Annotated in this window: 18 protein-coding genes; 5 read left to right on the top strand and 13 right to left on the bottom strand. The window is 54.7% G+C overall.

Going from position 1 to position 18,265, the window contains the following annotated elements:
- Positions 1 to 48 precede the first annotated feature (48 nt).
- On the bottom strand, positions 49 to 1,230 hold the full coding sequence (locus J1782_RS25515; RefSeq protein WP_152327471.1) for an alpha/beta hydrolase-fold protein: 1,182 nt from the start codon (positions 1,228 to 1,230) through the stop codon (positions 49 to 51).
- Between the two features lie 90 nt (positions 1,231 to 1,320).
- A complete protein-coding gene (locus J1782_RS25510) occupies positions 1,321 to 2,250 on the bottom strand; it encodes a LysR family transcriptional regulator (protein ID WP_165061255.1) in 930 nt (309 codons plus the stop codon).
- Positions 2,251 to 2,351: 101 nt separating this feature from the next.
- On the opposite strand from J1782_RS25510, the gene J1782_RS25505 reads away from it, so the two are divergent.
- Together J1782_RS25505 and J1782_RS25500 are read left to right on the top strand one after the other, a co-directional pair.
- Positions 2,352 to 2,972: a glutathione S-transferase family protein gene (locus J1782_RS25505; RefSeq protein WP_165061252.1), complete on the top strand. Its 621-nt coding sequence runs from the start codon at positions 2,352 to 2,354 to the stop codon at positions 2,970 to 2,972.
- Between the two features lie 6 nt (positions 2,973 to 2,978).
- A complete protein-coding gene (locus tag J1782_RS25500; RefSeq protein ID WP_217154216.1) occupies positions 2,979 to 3,899 on the top strand; it encodes a pyridoxamine 5'-phosphate oxidase family protein in 921 nt (306 codons plus the stop codon).
- Here the strand turns inward: J1782_RS25500 and J1782_RS25495 are convergent.
- From J1782_RS25495 to J1782_RS25485, 3 genes are all read right to left on the bottom strand, one after another.
- A complete protein-coding gene (locus J1782_RS25495) occupies positions 3,881 to 4,234 on the bottom strand; it encodes an MmcQ/YjbR family DNA-binding protein (protein WP_152327417.1) in 354 nt (117 codons plus the stop codon). The two genes, J1782_RS25500 and J1782_RS25495, sit on opposite strands and share 19 nt — an antisense overlap.
- A gap of 270 nt (positions 4,235 to 4,504) precedes the next feature.
- On the bottom strand, positions 4,505 to 5,698 hold the full coding sequence (locus J1782_RS25490) for an amino acid aminotransferase (protein ID WP_152327418.1): 1,194 nt from the start codon (positions 5,696 to 5,698) through the stop codon (positions 4,505 to 4,507).
- Between the two features lie 116 nt (positions 5,699 to 5,814).
- Entirely contained in the window at positions 5,815 to 6,759 is a 945-nt protein-coding gene (locus tag J1782_RS25485; RefSeq protein WP_217154215.1) for a LysR family transcriptional regulator, read from the bottom strand.
- A gap of 128 nt (positions 6,760 to 6,887) precedes the next feature.
- Here J1782_RS25485 and J1782_RS25480 point away from each other — a divergent pair, with 128 nt between their 5' ends.
- Positions 6,888 to 7,637, top strand: coding sequence for a 3-oxoacyl-ACP reductase family protein (locus J1782_RS25480; RefSeq protein WP_217154214.1), 750 nt, complete (start codon positions 6,888 to 6,890; stop codon positions 7,635 to 7,637).
- A gap of 65 nt (positions 7,638 to 7,702) precedes the next feature.
- Here the strand turns inward: J1782_RS25480 and J1782_RS25475 are convergent, their stop codons facing one another.
- Together J1782_RS25475 and J1782_RS25470 are read right to left on the bottom strand one after the other, a co-directional pair.
- The gene (locus J1782_RS25475; RefSeq protein WP_165061245.1) at positions 7,703 to 8,335 is read right to left on the bottom strand and encodes a YitT family protein; all 633 of its coding nucleotides are present in this window, start codon (positions 8,333 to 8,335) and stop codon (positions 7,703 to 7,705) included.
- Positions 8,336 to 8,599: 264 nt separating this feature from the next.
- Positions 8,600 to 9,064 carry an Lrp/AsnC family transcriptional regulator gene (locus J1782_RS25470; RefSeq protein WP_165061242.1) on the bottom strand — a complete coding sequence of 155 codons (465 nt, stop codon included), beginning with the start codon at positions 9,062 to 9,064 and terminating at the stop codon, positions 8,600 to 8,602.
- A 250-nt stretch (positions 9,065 to 9,314) separates the two neighbouring features.
- Between J1782_RS25470 and J1782_RS25465 the strand changes: the two genes are divergently transcribed.
- Entirely contained in the window at positions 9,315 to 10,094 is a 780-nt protein-coding gene (locus tag J1782_RS25465) for a transporter substrate-binding domain-containing protein (RefSeq protein WP_165061239.1), read from the top strand.
- A 3-nt stretch (positions 10,095 to 10,097) separates the two neighbouring features.
- On the opposite strand, the gene alr is transcribed toward J1782_RS25465, so the two are convergent.
- A complete protein-coding gene (gene alr, locus J1782_RS25460) occupies positions 10,098 to 11,177 on the bottom strand; it encodes an alanine racemase (RefSeq protein ID WP_208950205.1) in 1,080 nt (359 codons plus the stop codon).
- A 171-nt stretch (positions 11,178 to 11,348) separates the two neighbouring features.
- Positions 11,349 to 12,755, bottom strand: coding sequence for a replicative DNA helicase (gene dnaB / locus J1782_RS25455; protein ID WP_101074864.1), 1,407 nt, complete (start codon positions 12,753 to 12,755; stop codon positions 11,349 to 11,351).
- Positions 12,756 to 12,948: 193 nt separating this feature from the next.
- On the opposite strand from dnaB, the gene J1782_RS25450 reads away from it, so the two are divergent.
- Entirely contained in the window at positions 12,949 to 13,938 is a 990-nt protein-coding gene (locus J1782_RS25450) for a quinone oxidoreductase (RefSeq protein WP_217154213.1), read from the top strand.
- A 379-nt stretch (positions 13,939 to 14,317) separates the two neighbouring features.
- Here the strand turns inward: J1782_RS25450 and pspG are convergent, their stop codons facing one another.
- The 4 genes from pspG to J1782_RS25430 all read right to left on the bottom strand — a co-directional run bounded on the left by pspG (position 14,318) and on the right by J1782_RS25430 (position 18,259).
- On the bottom strand, positions 14,318 to 14,554 hold the full coding sequence (gene pspG, locus J1782_RS25445) for an envelope stress response protein PspG (RefSeq protein ID WP_217154212.1): 237 nt from the start codon (positions 14,552 to 14,554) through the stop codon (positions 14,318 to 14,320).
- Positions 14,555 to 14,746: 192 nt separating this feature from the next.
- Positions 14,747 to 15,793: a tRNA dihydrouridine(20/20a) synthase DusA gene (gene dusA, locus J1782_RS25440; protein ID WP_371819834.1), complete on the bottom strand. Its 1,047-nt coding sequence runs from the start codon at positions 15,791 to 15,793 to the stop codon at positions 14,747 to 14,749.
- Between the two features lie 107 nt (positions 15,794 to 15,900).
- Positions 15,901 to 17,340, bottom strand: a complete 1,440-nt coding sequence (locus J1782_RS25435; RefSeq protein ID WP_217154211.1) for a sugar porter family MFS transporter — start codon at positions 17,338 to 17,340, stop codon at positions 15,901 to 15,903.
- A 13-nt stretch (positions 17,341 to 17,353) separates the two neighbouring features.
- Positions 17,354 to 18,259, bottom strand: coding sequence for an aldose 1-epimerase (locus J1782_RS25430; protein WP_217154210.1), 906 nt, complete (start codon positions 18,257 to 18,259; stop codon positions 17,354 to 17,356).
- Between the last annotated feature and the right edge of the window lie 6 nt (positions 18,260 to 18,265).

The raw sequence follows: 18,265 nt of genomic DNA, 5'->3' as shown, positions 1-18,265 counted from the left end.
CCCCTGCCAGGGGGAGGAGCTAAAACCAATTCACATTCCAGCTATAACTTATTTAAATATCTTCTGCACAAACTCCGCGTACGCCGGGCGCCAGACGTCCATTTCATGACCGAGATTCGGATATTCGTGGTAATCGAACTTAATCTTGCGTTGCTCAAGCTCAGATTTCAGTCCCGCAATATCTTTGCCCGTCACCACGTCTTTTTCCCCGACAACGACCGTGAAGTTTTTCAGCTGCGCGTTGATTTTATCGGGTTCGGCGAAACGCTTTTCGACATCTGCATTGGGTACGGTCGTCGTGCTGACCCCGCTGAATGTTGCCAGCCAGCCGAACTGATCAAGATGTGTCATGCCGCTGACCAGCGTCTGATAACCGCCCTGCGAAAGCCCGGCTAACGCCCGCCCTGCCGCGTCATCGCGCACGCGGAAGTTTTTTGAAATCAGCGGAATAATATCCCCGGTGAGTTCTTTATCTGCCGCCGCAGCGTTGCGCGGATAGAATTCTTTGCGGCGATCTTTGGTGACGTAATCTTCCGGCACGACGCCTTTGGCGTCGGTTTCCGTATCAGGAATGACAACCAGCATCGGTACGATTTTTTTCTCTGCCAGCAGGTTATCCATGATTTGCGGAATGCGCCCCTGATCCAGCGCCGAGCGGCCGGTATCGCCAAAACCGTGATAGAAATACAGCACCGGCAGCGGCTGTGACGCATCGGTATACCCCGGCGGCGTCCAGACCGCGACCTGACGCTCAGAATTTAGCGCCGCAGAATGATAGGTCAATGTGCGCACTTCGCCATGCGCCACGTTTTTCACATCCAGAATGCTGCCCGGCACCAGTATCAGGCTGGTGTTCACCTGACGCTGCGGTTTCGGTATGGCGCTGCCCGGATCGGCAATCCGCAGGCCGTCAACGTTAAAGAAATATTCGTAGAGATTGGGTTTCTGCGCGTCCGACGTCCAGCTCCAGACGCCTTTTTCGTCTTTGGTCATCTGATGCGGAATGTAAGTCACCGGCGTTGCACCGGTCACCACGTCCACATGCTCCGCACCAGGCGCATAAAGCCGGTAGGTAATCGTGAGATCCGGATTCACCGCCGTGATGTAGTTCCTCGCCGGAACAGACGCGTCGGCGTCCTGAGGCAGGCTTTGCGCGAAAACGGTCAGGGGGAACGGCGCGCTAAGCGCCAGTATCAAAAGCGTGGCAAGATTCAGCCTGTTGCGGGTCATCATCCTTTCCTTCTGGGTTGGCGTGAGCAGACGGACGACCTGTCCTGAAGTAACTCACTGTTTTTGCACAACTCTCAGAGTAGGTTATTTTTACAACAAAGGATCGTGACCCGCGTCACCCTTTAAAGGATGCAGTTGCGGCAGCACGCTCAGGCGCTGGAAGGCGAAATCCCAGAATGTCCGGACTTTGCGTGGCATTTGCTGTACCTGTTGCGCGACCAGCTGAACCGGCAGTGGCAGCGGTTCGAAATCCGTCAGCAGCCGGACCATGCTTCCGGCCTGCAAATCTTCGCTCACCTGATACGACAACAACCGCGCAATTCCGCGTCCGCTGCGCACCGCCAGCAGCTGAGATTCGACATCATTGAGCAGCAAACGCGGCGAAAGCCGGACGCGCAGATCGTCTTCGTGCGGCCCGAACCGCCATTCACGGATTTGCGTGCGCAGCGTGCCCATGATGGTCTGATGCGTCGCAAGATCTGACGGATGCTGCGGCAGAGCGTGTTGCGCCAGATACGCCGGGCTGGCGACCAGCACGCGGGTAACTTCCGCCACTTTACGCGCCACTTTGCCCGAATCTTCCTGATGCCCGATGCGTACCGCCAGATCCAACCCTTCATCGATGAGATCCAGATTCCGGTCGCTGAGCATCATCTCAATCTGCATGTCCGGGTTCTGTTCGAGAAATTCCATCACCAGCGGCGCAACGTGTTTACGCCCGAACTGAACCGGCGCAGTCAGCCGCAACAGGCCGCTCAGCTGGGTTTCAGCAGTGTCTTCCACGGCGTCCTGATAGTGGCTGAGCAACAACCGTGCTTTTTCGGCCAGACGTGCGCCCGCTTCTGTCGGCGCCAGGCTCCGGGTGGTGCGCTCGACCAGCCGCGCACCGAATCGGTGTTCCAGCGAGGCAATCGCGCGCGTGATCGCCGGTGGCGAACGGTGAAGTTTACGGGCAGCTTCCGCCAGGCTGCCATACTGAAGTACGGCGACAAAAATCGCCATTTCATCCAAACGGTCCATAGATTCTTCCACAAAGTGAAACACTCAATTTCAATCTTCGTGGATCACAATCATTTCGCGCAAGAGTAATGTTTATACGACACAGACAAAGGAGACATTCCATGCCCGCCATCCAGCTTTTCGGCACGCCGCTTTCCGGCCACTGCCACCGCGTCACCTTATTGCTTAAGATGCTCAATCTGCCTTTTGAGTTTAAAGAAGCCGGTGCCGCCGAACGCAAAACCGAAGAATTTGCTCACCTGAATCCTTTGCAACAGGTGCCTGTTTTAGTCGATGGCGAACACATCATCACCGACAGCAACGCCATTCTGGTGTATCTGGTGAAACGCTATGCGCCTGACAGTCACTGGCTGCCGGAAAATCCGCTGAAAGCGGCGGAAGTGCAGAAATGGTTGTCCCGCGCCGCCGGTGAAGTGCGTTTTGGCCCGGCTTCAACGCGGATGGTGAAACAATTTTCTGCACCGGAACCTTATGATTACGCGCTGGCGCTGACGGCGAAATTCCTGCCGCAGCTGGAAAAGCATGTTGAAGCGCATGAGTTTCTGGCGACCGACCGCGTCACAATTGGCGATCTGGCCTGCTACAGCTATATCGCCGCGGCACCGGAAGGCGGTGTTTCACTGGAAGATTATCCGGCGATCCGCCGCTGGCTGAAACGGATTGAAAATCTGCCGGGCTTCACGCGGCTTCCTGCGTCGCCGTTGCCCGAAAGAGCGTTGTAAAGCGCCATGAACAGCGTATTCCATGCCGATGAAATCCTTGCGCAGGATCTGGCGGGGTTTGATGTTTCCTCTCATGGAATACGCGAGGCGATGCCGGAACAGCACCGGTTGTTTTTTGCCGCACTGCCTTATCTGTTTGTCGCCACGCTGGATCAAAATGGCTGGCCGGTGGCGACGATCCTGACCGGTCCCGCCGGTTTTATCCGCGCCCCGGATGACAAACATCTGCGGGTGAATGCGCCACGTCGCCCCGACGATCCGGCGCAGGCCGCGCTGGAACCAAGGAAACAGGTCGGCGCGCTGGGGATCGATTTCTCCAACCGCAGACGAAACCGGGCAAACGGCAGGATCGGCCGCATGGACAAAAACCGGATCGAGATCCTCATCGATCAAAGTTTTGGCAACTGTCCGAAGTATATTCAGATCCGCAAACTGACGGACGTCCCGGTACACAAACCACTGCCCGTGCGGGAAGATATGACTGAACCGGACGAAGACGCCCGCGCGCTGATTGCGCGTGCCGATACTTTTTTCATCGCCAGCCACGCGCATGGTGGAACCGATGTGTCGCATCGCGGTGGTCAGCCGGGGTTTGCGCATCTGGTGGGAAACCGGCTGTGGGTGCCTGACTACCGGGGCAATCAGTATATGAATACGCTGGGAAATCTGCTGGCCGAGCCCCGCGCCGCGCTGCTGTTTATCGATTTCGCCAGCGGCGATATTCTGCATTTACAGGGGCACACCAGAATTCACTGGCAGCCGGAAGAAATCCCCGGTCCGTCAGGTGCGGAACGTTACTGGAGCCTGGATATCACCCGCGTATGGCGTTTTCGCGCAGCGTTGCCGTGGCGCGGAGAAGCGCCTGATTATTCACCTGCGACGCTGGGCACCGGCCAGTGGCCCGGCGATCAGACGCCAAATTCCTGACGGGTGTTCTCCGGCAAAGCGGAAACGACCATTTTGTAGGAACTGTCGATCAGGGAATAAAGCTGAGAGTTCGGCAAACTGCCGTCAAGCACGACCGTATTCCAGTGCGCTTTATTGAGGTTCTCGCCGGGCAGAATGCAGGTGTGTTCTGCCCGAAGCTTTCCGGCCATTTCGAGGCTGGTTTTCAGCGAAACGGCTTCAAATCCCTGACAATCGCAGAACATCGCGAACATCACACCGCCCACTTTTATCTGATTTGCACCGTATGGGTTCTGCGTACTTTGCTCTGCTCCGGGTTTTCCCATGCAGTAGTCGAGCAATTCCAGACTGGTCATTTTTGCCTTTCTCCGTCTCTGAGGTGAACAATTCCATTACCGAAATCGTCTATTTAGTGTGCAGCAACATGGCGAAAAAGAAAGGGATGAGATCGCAAATACAAAAAAGGGCCGACATCGCTGTCAGCCCTAAACAACGCTTACTCCCCTAAATAATTCGGGCTGAAGCAAGGCGGTAAGCTCAGGAAGCCCCGGAAACAGGGACGTACCCTGTGACCCGTGGTGAGTGAGCGCAACCAACGACGCAGCAGCCCGAATTATGAAGGGGATTTACTGCACGGCGGCGAAGGCTTCAGCCACCTGTTTCACGTTATGGTGATTCAGGCCTGCCATGCACACGCGACCGCTGAGGATCAGGTAAACGCCGAATTCTTCACGCAGACGGACAACCTGTTCTTCGCTGAAACCGGTGTAGCTGAACATGCCGCGCTGTTGCAGAAGGTAATTGAAATCACGACCCGGCAAGGCGACTTTCAGGCTGTCGACCAGCGTGTGGCGCATTTCGAGAATACGGGTGCGCATTTTCTCTACTTCGGCTTTCCACTGCGCGTTCAGCGCGCTGTCGCTCAGGACTTTCGCCACCACTTTCGCACCAAAATTCGGCGGGCTGGAGTAGTTGCGGCGCACGGTCGCTTTCAGCTGACCCAGTACGCGGCCAGCGGCTTCGCTGTCTTCACACACCACGGACAATCCGCCGACGCGTTCACCGTACAGGGAGAAAATCTTCGAGAAGGAGTTGCTGACGAAGCAGTTCACACCGGCAGACGCCATCGCGCGGATCGCGTAAGCATCTTCATCAATACCTGCGCCAAAGCCCTGATAAGCGATGTCGAGGAACGGGATCAGCTCGCGCTGTTTGGTGACTTCAATCACCTGATCCCACTGCGCGGGCGTCAGGTCAGAACCCGTCGGGTTATGGCAGCACGGGTGCAGCAGCACGATGCTTTGCGCCGGTAAGGTTTTCAGGCGTTCGACCATCGCGGTGAAATTCACACCCAGCGTTTCTGCGTCAAAGTACGGATACGTATGCACTTTGAAGCCTGCGCCACCAAAGATAGCCACGTGGTTTTCCCAGGTCGGGTCACTTACGTAAACTTCCGAATTCGGGAAGTAGAACTTCAGGAAATCCGCACCGACTTTCAGCGCGCCGGAGCCGCCGACGGTCTGAATGGTGGCGATACGCTGTTGTTTCAGCGCCGCATGTTCCGCGCCAAACAGCAGTTCCTGAATGCCTGCGCGGTATGCCGGCAGACCTTCCATCGGCAGATACACTGACGCAGATTGCGGGCCGGCGTTCAGCTGGTTTTCTGCATTTTCCACCGCAGCCAGTTGCGGGATAATACCCTGCTCGTCGTAATAGAGACCGATGCTCAGGTTCACTTTGTCTTGTCTTGGATCGGTCTTAAAGCTTTCCATCAGCGACAAAATCGGGTCACCGGCATAGGCATCAACATGTTGGAACACGGTATACATCTCCTTGGTTTGGTTGAGTGGCGCGGCAATCCACGCCAGTCATACCGGCGCATCGCTGCTCTTTCACAGACTATCAAAGTTCGTTAAAAAAGATGACAACATTGTTGTCAATTTTCGGGCGTTTTTTGCCCGCTGCTGCGGGCATCAATGCGCCGTGCAATATGGTGCTCACGAAATTTCTCAATAATAAAATCAACAAATACCCGGGTCTTTGCAGGCAGCAATTTATGTGTCGGAAAGTAAAGGAAAATCCCGCCCGCATCCGCATACCAGTCTGGAAGTACACGCACCAGTGAGCCGCTTTCCAGCGCCGGAAGAAGATCCGGTATATTTGCCATTACAATTCCCAGGCCCATTTCTGCTGCCCGGCAGCAGGCCTCCGGCTCGTTAAACGTCATGCACACGGGAAGCCCGACGGCAGATTGCTGACCACCGGCATTGCGCAGCATAAAGTTGCGGATCTTACCGGTTTGCGGTGAGCGAATGCGGATTCCGTCACCGCGCGCCAGGTCATCAGGCTCAAGAAAAGGCGGATGCTGGCTCAGATAGGCCGGTGCCGCCGCCAGCACGGCATGAACCGGCGCAAGTTCACGGGCCACAATACCCTGCGGCAGATCGAAACCGCCGCCAATCGCCGCGTCATAGCGTTCGCCAATCAGATCAATCTTGCGGTTATCAAACTCCCAGTCCGGCTGAATATCCGGGTAACGCTGAAGAAATTCCGGCAGAAGCGGGAGAATAAAATGCATCCCAAAATAGGTTCCCATGCTGACTTTCAGGACGCCGGAAGGACGTTCGGTCGATGTGGAAAGCCCTTTCATCGCCATTTTTACCGTGGTCAGCCCGACGCGAACTTCATGCAAAAAACGCTCTCCGGCCTCCGTCAGTCTCAGCTTGCGTGTACTACGCTGAAACAGGCGCACGCCGAGTTGAGTTTCAAGCGTGGTGACATTTTTCCCGACGGCGGCTGAGGTCAGCCCTAACTGTCGGGCGGCGGCAGAAAAACTTCCGGTATCTGCACTGATCACAAAACAATCAAGGTGAACAAGCATCCGTTGACTCCGATTTCAAACTTTTAGTTTGAAATGATTATAGCGTTTACCGGCTAGTTCACCGCACGGATCAGGTGAATACTCGGTTCACTAGCCCGATTAACTCATCTGTTTTGGAGCACACAAAAATGACCACTCAACCATCACTGCAAGGCAAAGCCGCTTTTGTTCAGGGCGGATCACGCGGCATCGGCGCCGCTATCGTTAAGCGTCTGGCCCATGACGGTGCCAGCGTCGCCTTCACCTACGTTTCTTCCGACGAAAAAGCGCAGGCGCTGGTGAAATCCATCGAAGCCAGCGGCGGTAAAGCCCTTGCGATTAAAGCCAACAGCGCCGATGAAAGCAGCGTGCGTTCAGCTATCGACAACGCCGCTCAGGCTTTCGGTAAAATCGATATTCTGGTCAACAACGCCGGTATTCTGGCGTTTGGGGAGCTGGACGCGCTGACCATTGACGATTTCGACCGCACCATTGCGGTTAACGTACGCAGCGTTTTCGTTGCCAGCCAGCAGGCCGCGCGCCATATGCCTGACGGTGGTCGCATCATCACCATCGGCAGTACCAACGCAGATCGCGTCCCGTTCCAGGGCGGCGCGGTGTATGCCATGAGCAAATCAGCGATCGTCGGCCTGACAAAAGGCCTGGCGCGTGATTTAGGCCCGCGCGGCATTACCGTCAATAACCTGCAACCCGGCCCGGTTGATACTGATATGAACCCGGCTGACGGCGAAATGGCGGAAGGCATGCTGAGCTTTATGGCGCTGGATCGTTACGGTAAAGACAGTGAAATCGCCGGTTTCGTCGCGTATCTGGCTGGCCCGGAAGCGGGATATATCACCGGTTCCAGCCTGACTATTGACGGCGGTTTCGCTGCATAACAGGGCGACGACGGGCATAAAAACAAAGCAAAAACGGTGCAGAAATCTGCGCCGTTTTTTTTGCGTCAGACGCTGTAACGCCCCGGCCGGTGGTTCATGGCGATAATCAGATTGACGATCACCGCGCCCAGAATGGAGGCGATCAGCATTTCATAGCTGACCACAAACAGCGAGGCCAGCACGATGCAGCAGTCGACGCCCATCTGGAATTTACCGGCGCGGATGCCGTATTTATCCTGAAGAAACAGCGCCAGAATATTCACGCCGCCGAGGCTGGCTTTGTGGCGGAACAGGACGATAAAGCCAATCCCCATGATGACGTTGGCAAACAGCGTGGCGTAGAAAGGCTGGAGATGATCGAAGTGAACGAACAGCGGGTGCAAATCAGAGAACACCGAGACCAGCGCCACCGCCGCAAATGTTTTCAGCGTGAACTGCCAGCCCATGCGGCGGATGGATAAATAATAGAACGGTAAGTTGATAATAAAGAAAGCCGTACCGAATGAGACGTGCGAAATATAATGCGCCAGAAACGCCATCCCCGCCGTACCGCCGGTCAGCGCGCCGACCTGACGCAGCATCACCACGCCAAACGAGACCATCAGCGTGCCGATGATAATCGCCAGCGCATCTTCAACCAGCGTGTGCCCGCTGTGCGGTTGTTCAGCGACGGGCTTAAGATTGTCTAAACTTGCCATAATTCCCCTTTCCCCGAAAAAAAATACTCAAAAGTCTTTTCGTGATAATTAAGGAGACGGGGAATTAAGGCAATATTTACGCACGTAATTTGCATTAAAAAACGAAAATAAGATTTTGTGACGCGTTAATTAATCTTTACATGCGCAGATTGCGCATTTTAATTCATTTTCATGGACCAGAAACGGGAATCCGCACCAAAATAAGTCACCATAATAGTGCGTAATAAACAGAGGGTTTTATTTATTACGCTGGCGTTATTTTTATCAGGCTAAGGTTAAAAGACCGTTTTCTTTTAAACGGTTAAGCACAACCGAGGTTTTCACGTGCGCCACACTTTTGTGTACAGACAGGATTTGGCTGATCAATGTGCTCAAACCGGCCAAATCTTTGACGGCAACTTTCAGCAGATAATCCGCATCACCGGTGGTTTTATAGGCGTCGATTATGGCATCGACTTCACCGAGCATGCTGTGGAAAGCGTCAACCTGCGCAGGTAAATGGTTGATAAGCCTGACTTCAATCAAACCTATCATACCCAGACCGAGCGCTTCCGGAGCCAGACGTGCATGATAACCGAGGATTAACTGCGCCTGTTCCAGACCAATGCGACGACGTGAGCATTGTGATGCGGACAATCCTACCAGTTCGCTTAATTCCTGATTAGTCAGTCTTCCGTTAGCTTGTAATAAGGTCAGAATTTTCAGGTCGTAATCATCAACGCTGTACATAGCACCTTTCCTGTCGTTTTAATTTTTGTATAAAGTGATTTAACTTTGCAAAGACTATACCCAAATTAATTCAAGTTGTTTGAAGGCGGCAAGGCCGTGAATCCCCAGGAGCTGACTCAAGTAAGTGACTGGGGTGAGCAGGTGCAGCCAACGCATAAACAGCTTGAAGTATGACGGGTATATATCGGTTAATTACTTATCGGCTGTTTTTTCTTATACTTGCACGTGATTTAAACTCAAGGAAAGAATAATGAAAAAAATCCTCTACCCTCTCGCATTTCTTGCCGTAATACCCGCACTCGCCCACGCAGACGCCACGTCATCCCGTCTTGAACGTGTATTACAGAAAGGCTCGCTGAATGTCTGTACCACCGGCGATTACAAACCGTACACCTTTTTGAAAGAAGACGGCCAGTACGAAGGCATTGATATCGCCATGGCAGAATCACTGGCGGCCAGTCTGGGCGTAAAACCGACCTGGGTGCCGGTCACCTGGAAATCGCTGCCGGATGAAATGAACGCCGGGCATTGTGATATCGCGATGGGCGGTATTTCAGTCACGCTGAAACGCCAGCAAAAAGCATGGTTCGCCAATGTGCTGGATCAGGACGGGAAAATTCCGCTGGTGCGTTGCGAAGACGTGCGGAAATACCAGACCGTTGAGCAGCTGAATAAATCTTCCGTTCGCCTGATTGAACCGGCGGGTGGCACCAATGAAGCGTTTGTTCACAGCCATCTGCCAAAAGGCACGCTGACGCTGAGCGATAACGTGACGATTTTCCAGAAGCTGGTGGATAAGAAAGCAGACGTGATGATTACCGATGCGTCCGAAGCGTTGTATCAGCAGAAACGCTATCCGAAACTGTGTGCGGTGAACCCGAAAAAGCCGCTGCAATATGGCGAGAAAGCCTACATGCTGCCGCGTGATGATATTAGCTGGAAGATGTATGTCGACCAGTGGCTTCACCTGAGTAAAGCCACCGGCGAATATCAGCAAATTGTCAGCCAGTGGCTGGCGGTGAAGAAGTAAATGTCAGTCGCCAATATACTGGCGGCAAACCCTTTCGCTGAGCTGCGTGACCAGTTCATACGCACTGATGCCGGTTGCCTGCGCAACGCGTTCGACCGGCAGAACTGGCCCCCAGAAGATGACTTCATCGCCGACTTTATCCGTCGCGTCCGGTCCTAAATCCACCGTGATCATGTCCATCGAAACGCGTCCGACCAGCGGCACGATGCGGCCATTGACCTGCACCGGCGTTCCGCTCGGCGCACTGCGCGGATAACCGTCGCCATACCCCATCGCCACCACGCCCAGACGGGTGTCGCGATCGCTGGTCCAGGTGCTGCCGTAACCGACCGGTTCACCGGCGAAATGCTCGCGCACCGCAATCAGGCTGGAGGTCAGCGTCATCGCCGGTTGCAGGCCAAAATCGCTGGCGTCTCCGGTTTCCAGCGGCGATACGCCGTAAAGGATAATCCCCGGACGCACCAGACTCATATGCGACTGCGGCCAGAGCAGGATCCCGCCGGAAGCGGCAATCGATTTTTGCCCCGGCTTACCGGCGGCAAACGCATTAAAACAGGCCAGTTGCTTCGGCGTGGCATCGCTTTCCGGCTCATCGGCACGGCAGAAATGGCTCATCATATTGACCGGCTGAACAACATTTTTGCAGGCGCTGAGGCGCTGATAAAACGTCTCTGCCTGCGCCGGGCTCACGCCCAGACGGTGCATTCCGGTATCGAGTTTCAGCCAGACATTCAGCGGGCGCGCCAGTTGCGCGTTTTCCAGAGCGTCGAGCTGTTCGATGCTGTGAACAGCGGTATCGAGCTGATGTTCCACCAGCAGCGGCAATTCATCCGGTGAGAAGAAACCTTCGAGCAGGAGAATGGGTTTAACAATGCCGGATTTGCGCAGCGATAACGCCTCGCTGAGCCGGGACACGCCGTAATAATCGGCATCCTGCAAGCTGTGCACCGTTTCCAGTAGACCGTGCCCATAAGCGTTTGCTTTCACGACCGCAACGAGACGACTTTGTGGCGCCAGATGACGCACCCGTTGCAGATTGTGTCGCAGAGCGCGGCGATCAATGACAGCCGTAGCCGCTTTCATTTTGAGTCCTTTAATGTGAATTTTTTGGGGTTTTAACAGGCTAAAGGGGCGAAGTTTGCATTCGGCCAGCGCGGAAAAACCAGAGTGTACACGCAAGTACATGAGCTGGTTTTGCCACAACAAGTGAGCACTGCCCGAAGGCAAAATGGCAAGCAAGATAGCCCCGCACAATTAGTCTTCGTCGTATTGCGGGCCGCCATAGTTATCAAACCGCGACCATTGCCCGTTAAACGTCAGGCGAACGGTGCCGATCGGGCCGTTACGTTGCTTACCGAGGATGATCTGCGCGATGCCTTTTTCTTCACTGTTATCGTGATAAACCTCGTCACGATAGATGAACATGATTAAGTCGGCGTCCTGCTCGATGGAGCCGGATTCACGCAAGTCAGAGTTGACCGGACGTTTGTCGGCGCGTTGTTCCAGACTTCGGTTCAGCTGCGACAGCGCCACCACCGGCACCTGCAATTCTTTCGCCAGTGCTTTGAGCGAGCGGGAGATTTCGGCGATTTCCAGCGTACGGTTATCGGACAGCGCCGGAACACGCATCAGCTGTAAGTAGTCGATCATGATCAGGCTCAGACCGCCGTGTTCGCGGAAAATACGGCGTGCGCGGGAACGGACTTCAGTTGGCGTCAGACCGGAGGAATCATCGATATACATGTTACGTTTTTCGAGCAAAATCCCCATGGTGCTGGAAATACGCGCCCAGTCTTCATCGTCGAGCTGGCCGGTACGGATTTTGGTCTGGTCGACGCGGGAAAGTGACGCCAGCATACGCATCATGATCTGGTCGCCGGGCATCTCCAGACTGAAGATTAAGACCGGTTTATCCTGCATCATCGCTGCGTTTTCGGCGAGGTTCATCGCGAACGTGGTTTTACCCATCGACGGACGCGCCGCCACAATAATCAGGTCAGATTTTTGCAGACCGGCGGTTTTCTTATCGAGATCCGCATAACCGGTCGATACGCCCGTCACGCCATCGTGCGGGCGCTGGAACAGTTCTTCGATACGCGAAACGGTACTTTCCAGAATGCGGTCGATGCTTTTCGGGCCTTCGTCTTTACTGGCGCGGCTTTCGGCAATCTGGAATACGCGGGACTCGGCTAAATCGAGCAGGTCTTCGCTGCTGCGACCTTGCGGATCATAACCGGCGTCGGCGATTTCGTTGGCGACTGAAATCATTTCACGCACAACGGCACGTTCGCGCACGATATCGGCATAAGCGCCGATGTTTGCCGCACTTGGTGTGTTTTTAGAGAGTTCTGCCAGATAAGCGAAACCACCGACCGAGTCTAAATCGCCTTTTTGTTCGAGCGATTCGGACAGCGTAATCAGGTCGATCGGTTTGCTCATTTCCAGCAAACGCTGCATTTCGGTGAAAATCAGGCGATGCGGACGGCTGAAGAAGTCATTGCTGACCACGCGCTCCGCGACGTTATCCCAGCGTTCGTTGTCCAGCATCAGCCCGCCCAGAACGGATTGCTCAGCCTCCAGCGAATGCGGCGGAAGCTTCAGGCCTTCCATCTGACGATCGCGGGTTTCGTTCTGTTGATTGGTCGGTTTTTTTGCTGCCATCTGTGGATTTGTTCCTGCTGTAAGCGCCTGTTTTATGAGCGTCGGACTTCCGAAAATCAGAAGCGCAACGTGCGCGTTAGTATAGGTTGTCATGTCTCATTTCAAAAGGGTATTAACCGGCTGTGCCTAAAATCTGGATTGTCCCGGCCATTTAGCCTAGGGTTGAAATCAGACTCCATCACGAGGGAAAAACATGGCAAAGCGCATCCAGTTTTCTGAAACAGGTACACCTGACGTTCTGCAATACGTTGATTATCAGCCACAAGAACCTAAGGCCGGTGAAGTTCAGGTTGAGAGCAAAGCCATTGGTATTAACTACATCGATACCTATGTGCGCAGCGGTTTGTATCCACCAGCCAGTTTCCCGGCCGGTTTGGGTACCGAAGCGGCAGGCGTTGTCACCAAAATCGGCAACGACGTGACCGGCATTAAACCGGGCGACCGCGTGGTCTACGCACAATCCGCGCTCGGCGCTTACAGCGAAATCCATAACGTACCGCAGGAGAAAATCGCCCTGCTGCCGGATGCCATCAGCTTTGAACAGGCGGCGGCGTCGTTCCTGAAAGGGCTGACGGTTTACTATTTACTGCGCCAGACGTATGAAGTGCAGGCGGGCGAAACCATTTTGTTCCACGCTGCCGCAGGCGGTGTCGGGCTGATTGCCAGCCAGTGGGCAAAAGCGCTGGGCGTAAAACTGATCGGGACTGTCGGTTCTGATGAAAAAGCCGCTCGCGCCAAAGAAGCCGGTGCCTGGGCGACGATTAACTATCAGAAAGAAGATATCGCCACCCGCGTGGCCGAACTGACCAACGGCGAGAAAGTCGGCGTGGTTTATGATTCTGTCGGCAAAGACACCTTCGAAAAATCCCTGAACAGCCTGAAGCGCCGCGGTTTGCTGGTGAGCTTTGGGAATGCGTCCGGGCCGGTGAAAGGCGTGGATCTGGCGATCCTGAATCAGAAAGGTTCGCTGTTCGTCACGCGCCCTTCGCTTAATGGCTATGTAACCAATCGCGAAGAACTGGCCCAGGCCAGCGGCGAGCTGTTTTCGCTGATTGCCAGCGGCGCGATAAAAGTGGACGTCAGCGACGCGCAGAAATTCCCGCTCTCCGAAGCTAAACGCGCCCACGAAACGCTGGAAAGCCGCATCACGCAAGGCTCAAGCCTGCTGATCCCGGGCAAGTAACAGACGCAAAAAAGGCTTCCGGATGGAAGCCTTTTTTACTGCCTGATACAGACGACCTCTGAGTTCAGACGGGTACTGCTGTAGGGTACTGCCGGGTAAATCCGGAGGGCGGTGTCACTTGTGTGACTATTGTGTGCCTCACCGGACTTGATGAATTCAGTTTGCGGCCTGCTGACCACGTATGAATTCCATCCTAACAGTCACCCATGTTAAAAAATATGATTTATGCATTTCGACCGCACATTCTGATCCAGCTTGTGATCGCTAGCACATAAGTAAAAGTTATAGATGTAACGTTTACATTTTTTTGTGCTCAAAACGCCGCCATCAACCTTTTCTATTTCATGAAGTTATGAAAACGACTTATCTTCCGAATTTTTTATGGCAGGCGGCGACGGCGATATTTTGGTTCGTCAGGCCGGATAAATGTCCGGTAAACCCAGACGGCAGCGACCGCTAAAATCAGCCACGGCAACATTTTAATAACAATCACAAAGAAGCCGCCCAACATCATCAGACCAAATGCCACGATCAGCGCTGCCACCATGCCCAGCAGGGAAATGCCGGTCAGCATCAGCATAAAGAAAAAACCAAGCACGAAGAGAATTTCCAGCATCGGGTGCTCCTTAATAAGCCATGTGCAATAAGACGTGATGTCAGAACACGGGTAAGCTATTACAAGAAACGTGCCAGTGTGAGGGGATAAATAATTGATTGAATATAAAGAATAAAATAATCCGCAGGCACAAACGGCCTGCGAAAAGATAGTGAGTTTGACTAACAGATAGTGAATTTTATCACGCTGTTTTTATGCCTGCTCCGCTGCCATTGCCTGCTGCTGAGCAACCATCTGCAATGCCTGTTCAACCACGTCGATGCCGGCGCCCGCTTTATGCGCGTTTTCGCTGAGATGACGGCGGAACTGACGCGCACCCGGCACGCCCTGGAACAGACCCAGAATATGGCGGGTGATGTGGCCCAGATAAGTGCCTTTGCTGAGCTCCGCTTCGATATACGGATACAGTGCGCGGATAATATCCGGCCCGGTTTTCAGCGGCGCGTCGGAACCAAAAAGCTCGCGATCCACATTCAGCAACATGCCGGGATTCTGATAAGCTTCGCGGCCCACCATCACGCCGTCCATATGTTGCAGATGCGTTTTGGCTTCTTCCAGCGTTTTGATGCCGCCGTTAATCGCCATCGTCAGATGAGAGAAATCACGCTTGAGCTGATAAACACGCGGGTAATCCAGTGGGGGGATTTCACGGTTTTCTTTCGGGCTCAGGCCGGAAAGCCAGGCTTTACGGGCATGAATGATAAAGGTATCGCAGCCGCCGTTTTCAGACACCTGACGGATGAAATCGCAGAGGAATTCGTAGCTGTCCTGATCGTCAATCCCGATGCGGGTTTTGACGGTGACCGGAATCGACACCACATCGCGCATCGCTTTAATGCAGTCCGCCACCAGCGACGCCTGACCCATCAGGCAGGCACCGAACATACCGTTCTGCACACGATCCGACGGACAACCGACGTTCAGGTTGATCTCGTCATAGCCGCGTTCTTCTGCCAGCTTCGCGCAGTGCGCCAGATCGGCCGGATTGCTGCCGCCCAGCTGCAAAGACACCGGATGTTCTTCATTGCCAAAGCCCAGATAATCACCTTTGCCATGAATAATCGCGCCGGTAGTGACCATTTCGGTGTACAGCAATGTCTGGCCAGTCATCAGTCGGTGGAAATGGCGACAGTGTCGGTCGGTCCAGTCGAGCATAGGCGCAACGGAAAAACGCTGAGCGGAATATGGCTGGGTTGTGGACATGGCGTTTTGGGGCATTGCGTGTTGAGTTTCTGACATCGGCCTGACATTCGCTGAGGGTTCATGGCGCTCCCTCCGGCACGGCGGCCAGAGGGAAGTTAATCGCTGATTATACCACAGAACAAACATTCGGCATCTTGCCCGGTTTAGCGGCTTTGCGACACGGCCGCATCGTCGGTTTTTCGCTCTGCGGCGGTACGGCTCAGACGCTGCTCCAGCACTTCCAGCGTGACACCGCGCGTTTCCGGCACTTTGCATTGAATGAAAATCCAGCCCGCCATACAAATCACCGCGTAGATAAAGAAGCTGCCCGCCGCGCCCAGCGCCGCGTTCATCAGCGGGAAGGTATACGTCAGGAAGAAACAGGCAATCCAGAGCGCCAGCGTACCGACCGCCATAGCGTTGCCGCGCACACGGTTCGGGAAGATTTCAGACAACAATACCCAGGTTACCGGCGCGAGCGTCATGGCGTAAATCGCGATGGCCACCAGCACAAGCAGCAACACCGGTAATCCCATCACGCCAAAGGTGTAGGCCAGCCCGATCAGAATATAAATCACGGTCAGGCCCGCAGAACCCAACTGCATCAGACGGCGACGCCCGATTTTGTCCACCAGCGGCAACGCCAGCAGCGTGAAAATCAGGTTGATGAGGCCGGTGGCGACAATCGATTTCAGCGTGTCGTTGATATCAAATCCGGCAGACGCAAAAATCTCCTGCGCATAGTTGAATATCACATTGATGCCGCACCACTGCTGGAAAACCGCCAGCACAATACCCATCAGCACAATCGGTCGGACGCGCGGTTCCCACAGCGCCGAGAACGGCACTTTCTGGCTTTCAGAACCGAGAGAACGGCGGATATCCGCCAGCGTTGAACGCGCATATCCGGCAGAACCGATGCGGCCCAAAACCTTTTCGGCCTGCGCATAACGGTTCGCTTTCGCCAGCCAGCGCGGGGATTCAGGCACCACAAACATCAGCACTAAAAAGACTGCCGCCGGAATGGCTTCCGCACCAAACATGTAGCGCCAGCCGGTTTGTCCGTTCCAGCTTTGCAAAATATCGGCCTGCGCGGCGGCAGACGCCACGGGTTCAGCAATCATCAGGTTAATCAGTTGTGCGGCCAGAACGCCGAGCACAATGGTCAGCTGATTGACGGCGACAAAGCGGCCGCGTTTTTCTGCCGGGCTGATTTCGGCGATGTAAACCGGTGCCAGCACGGAGGCCAGACCGATACCGACACCGCCCGCAATACGCCAGAAAACAAAGGAGTCGAAACTGAATGCCAGTGCCGTGCCGATACCGGAAGCGGTAAATAAGACCGCAGCGATAATCAGCGGCAGGCGACGGCCAAACCGGTCAGAAAGCGAACCGGAAACCGCGGCGCCCAGCACGCAGCCCAGCAAGGCGGAGCTCATCGCCCAGCCGGACATCGCGGCGTCGGTGATGCCAAAATACGCCTCGTAAAAAGGCTTGGCTCCCCCGATCACCACCCAGTCATAACCAAACAGCAAGCCGCCGCAGGCAGCCACCAGGCAAATCATCCATACGTAGGGCATATTCAAAGCTTGTGAGTCAGACATAATCATTCCTCATTCAGGCATGTTCGTCGCCGCACAGTGCAATACAGTGCAGCGACATTTGCTGTGTCAGGTGAGCGCCCGGAGATAAAACCGTCAGCGAGCCACCGCCCGGCAAATGATGGTCATTTGCCGCATGGGTCATGGGTTCAATGCAGAAAAAATCGTGCTGATAGCCGGGGTCGAAACGGGTATCTGGCATAAACAGGAAATACACCGGGCAGGCCGGTTGAGTGGTCAGCCGTAATTGCTGTCCGGCATCCGGCCAGACGATATCAGCCGAACCATTCCAGCCGGAAAATCCATTATTCACCCAGCGGCGCGGCAAGGGCTGGGATGTACAAAAATCCAGATCAGCGGGCAAATTTTGATGATGTTTCCCCGCCACGCATTGCGCCTCTTCCTGCCAGTAACCCGAAGCGACAGCCTGCAAACGGGTGGACGCCGTCAGCGGGAAAAACGGATGCCAGCCCAGCCCGAAAGGCAGTGCATAATCGGCCAGATTGGTGACGGTCATCGTCACCTCCAGCCGGTCGCCGGCGAGCAAAAAACGCTGTTCGGCGTGATAACAATAGCTGTCGCTGTGATGCTCAAAAGCCAGCGTCAGTGACTCCGCGCCCTGAAAAATACAGTCCCACTCCGCCAGCCAGCCATCGCCGTGCAGGTAATGCGCATCGGCGGTATTGGGCGACAAACGGTACGTTTTCCCTTCAAAGCTGAACGCATTCCCTTTCAGCCGGTTGCCGAACGGCACCAGCGGAAAACACGCAGACTGCGCCGCGGGTGTTTCGTCACTGAGCATGGCCGGGCGCAGCAGCGGAAAATCCCCGCCGGAGCGTCTTGCGCTAAGCTGTAAAATCGTGCCGCCCGAAGACGATACAGTCAGCGCAAGATGGTGGTTTTCCAGAGAACAGAGCGGCATGATTTT

This window comes from Rahnella sp. BCC 1045 (genome assembly GCF_019049615.1).
Lineage (GTDB): Bacteria > Pseudomonadota > Gammaproteobacteria > Enterobacterales > Enterobacteriaceae > Rahnella > Rahnella contaminans.
This window is presented reverse-complemented; position numbering and strand designations above follow the sequence as displayed.

Coding starts and splice junctions, on each gene's coding strand:
- J1782_RS25510 (WP_165061255.1), bottom strand. CDS start 2,250: ATGGACCGTTTGGATGAAATGGCGATTTTTGTCGCCGTACTTCAGTAT.
- J1782_RS25480 (WP_217154214.1), top strand. CDS start 6,888: ATGACCACTCAACCATCACTGCAAGGCAAAGCCGCTTTTGTTCAGGGC.
- J1782_RS25485 (WP_217154215.1), bottom strand. CDS start 6,759: ATGCTTGTTCACCTTGATTGTTTTGTGATCAGTGCAGATACCGGAAGT.
- alr (WP_208950205.1), bottom strand. CDS start 11,177: ATGAAAGCGGCTACGGCTGTCATTGATCGCCGCGCTCTGCGACACAAT.
- J1782_RS25505 (WP_165061252.1), top strand. CDS start 2,352: ATGCCCGCCATCCAGCTTTTCGGCACGCCGCTTTCCGGCCACTGCCAC.
- dnaB (WP_101074864.1), bottom strand. CDS start 12,755: ATGGCAGCAAAAAAACCGACCAATCAACAGAACGAAACCCGCGATCGT.
- J1782_RS25430 (WP_217154210.1), bottom strand. CDS start 18,259: ATGCCGCTCTGTTCTCTGGAAAACCACCATCTTGCGCTGACTGTATCG.
- J1782_RS25515 (WP_152327471.1), bottom strand. CDS start 1,230: ATGACCCGCAACAGGCTGAATCTTGCCACGCTTTTGATACTGGCGCTT.
- J1782_RS25435 (WP_217154211.1), bottom strand. CDS start 17,340: ATGTCTGACTCACAAGCTTTGAATATGCCCTACGTATGGATGATTTGC.
- J1782_RS25450 (WP_217154213.1), top strand. CDS start 12,949: ATGGCAAAGCGCATCCAGTTTTCTGAAACAGGTACACCTGACGTTCTG.
- J1782_RS25475 (WP_165061245.1), bottom strand. CDS start 8,335: ATGGCAAGTTTAGACAATCTTAAGCCCGTCGCTGAACAACCGCACAGC.
- J1782_RS25470 (WP_165061242.1), bottom strand. CDS start 9,064: ATGTACAGCGTTGATGATTACGACCTGAAAATTCTGACCTTATTACAA.
- dusA (WP_371819834.1), bottom strand. CDS start 15,793: ATGTCAGAAACTCAACACGCAATGCCCCAAAACGCCATGTCCACAACC.
- J1782_RS25465 (WP_165061239.1), top strand. CDS start 9,315: ATGAAAAAAATCCTCTACCCTCTCGCATTTCTTGCCGTAATACCCGCA.
- pspG (WP_217154212.1), bottom strand. CDS start 14,554: ATGCTGGAAATTCTCTTCGTGCTTGGTTTTTTCTTTATGCTGATGCTG.
- J1782_RS25495 (WP_152327417.1), bottom strand. CDS start 4,234: ATGACCAGTCTGGAATTGCTCGACTACTGCATGGGAAAACCCGGAGCA.
- J1782_RS25500 (WP_217154216.1), top strand. CDS start 2,979: ATGAACAGCGTATTCCATGCCGATGAAATCCTTGCGCAGGATCTGGCG.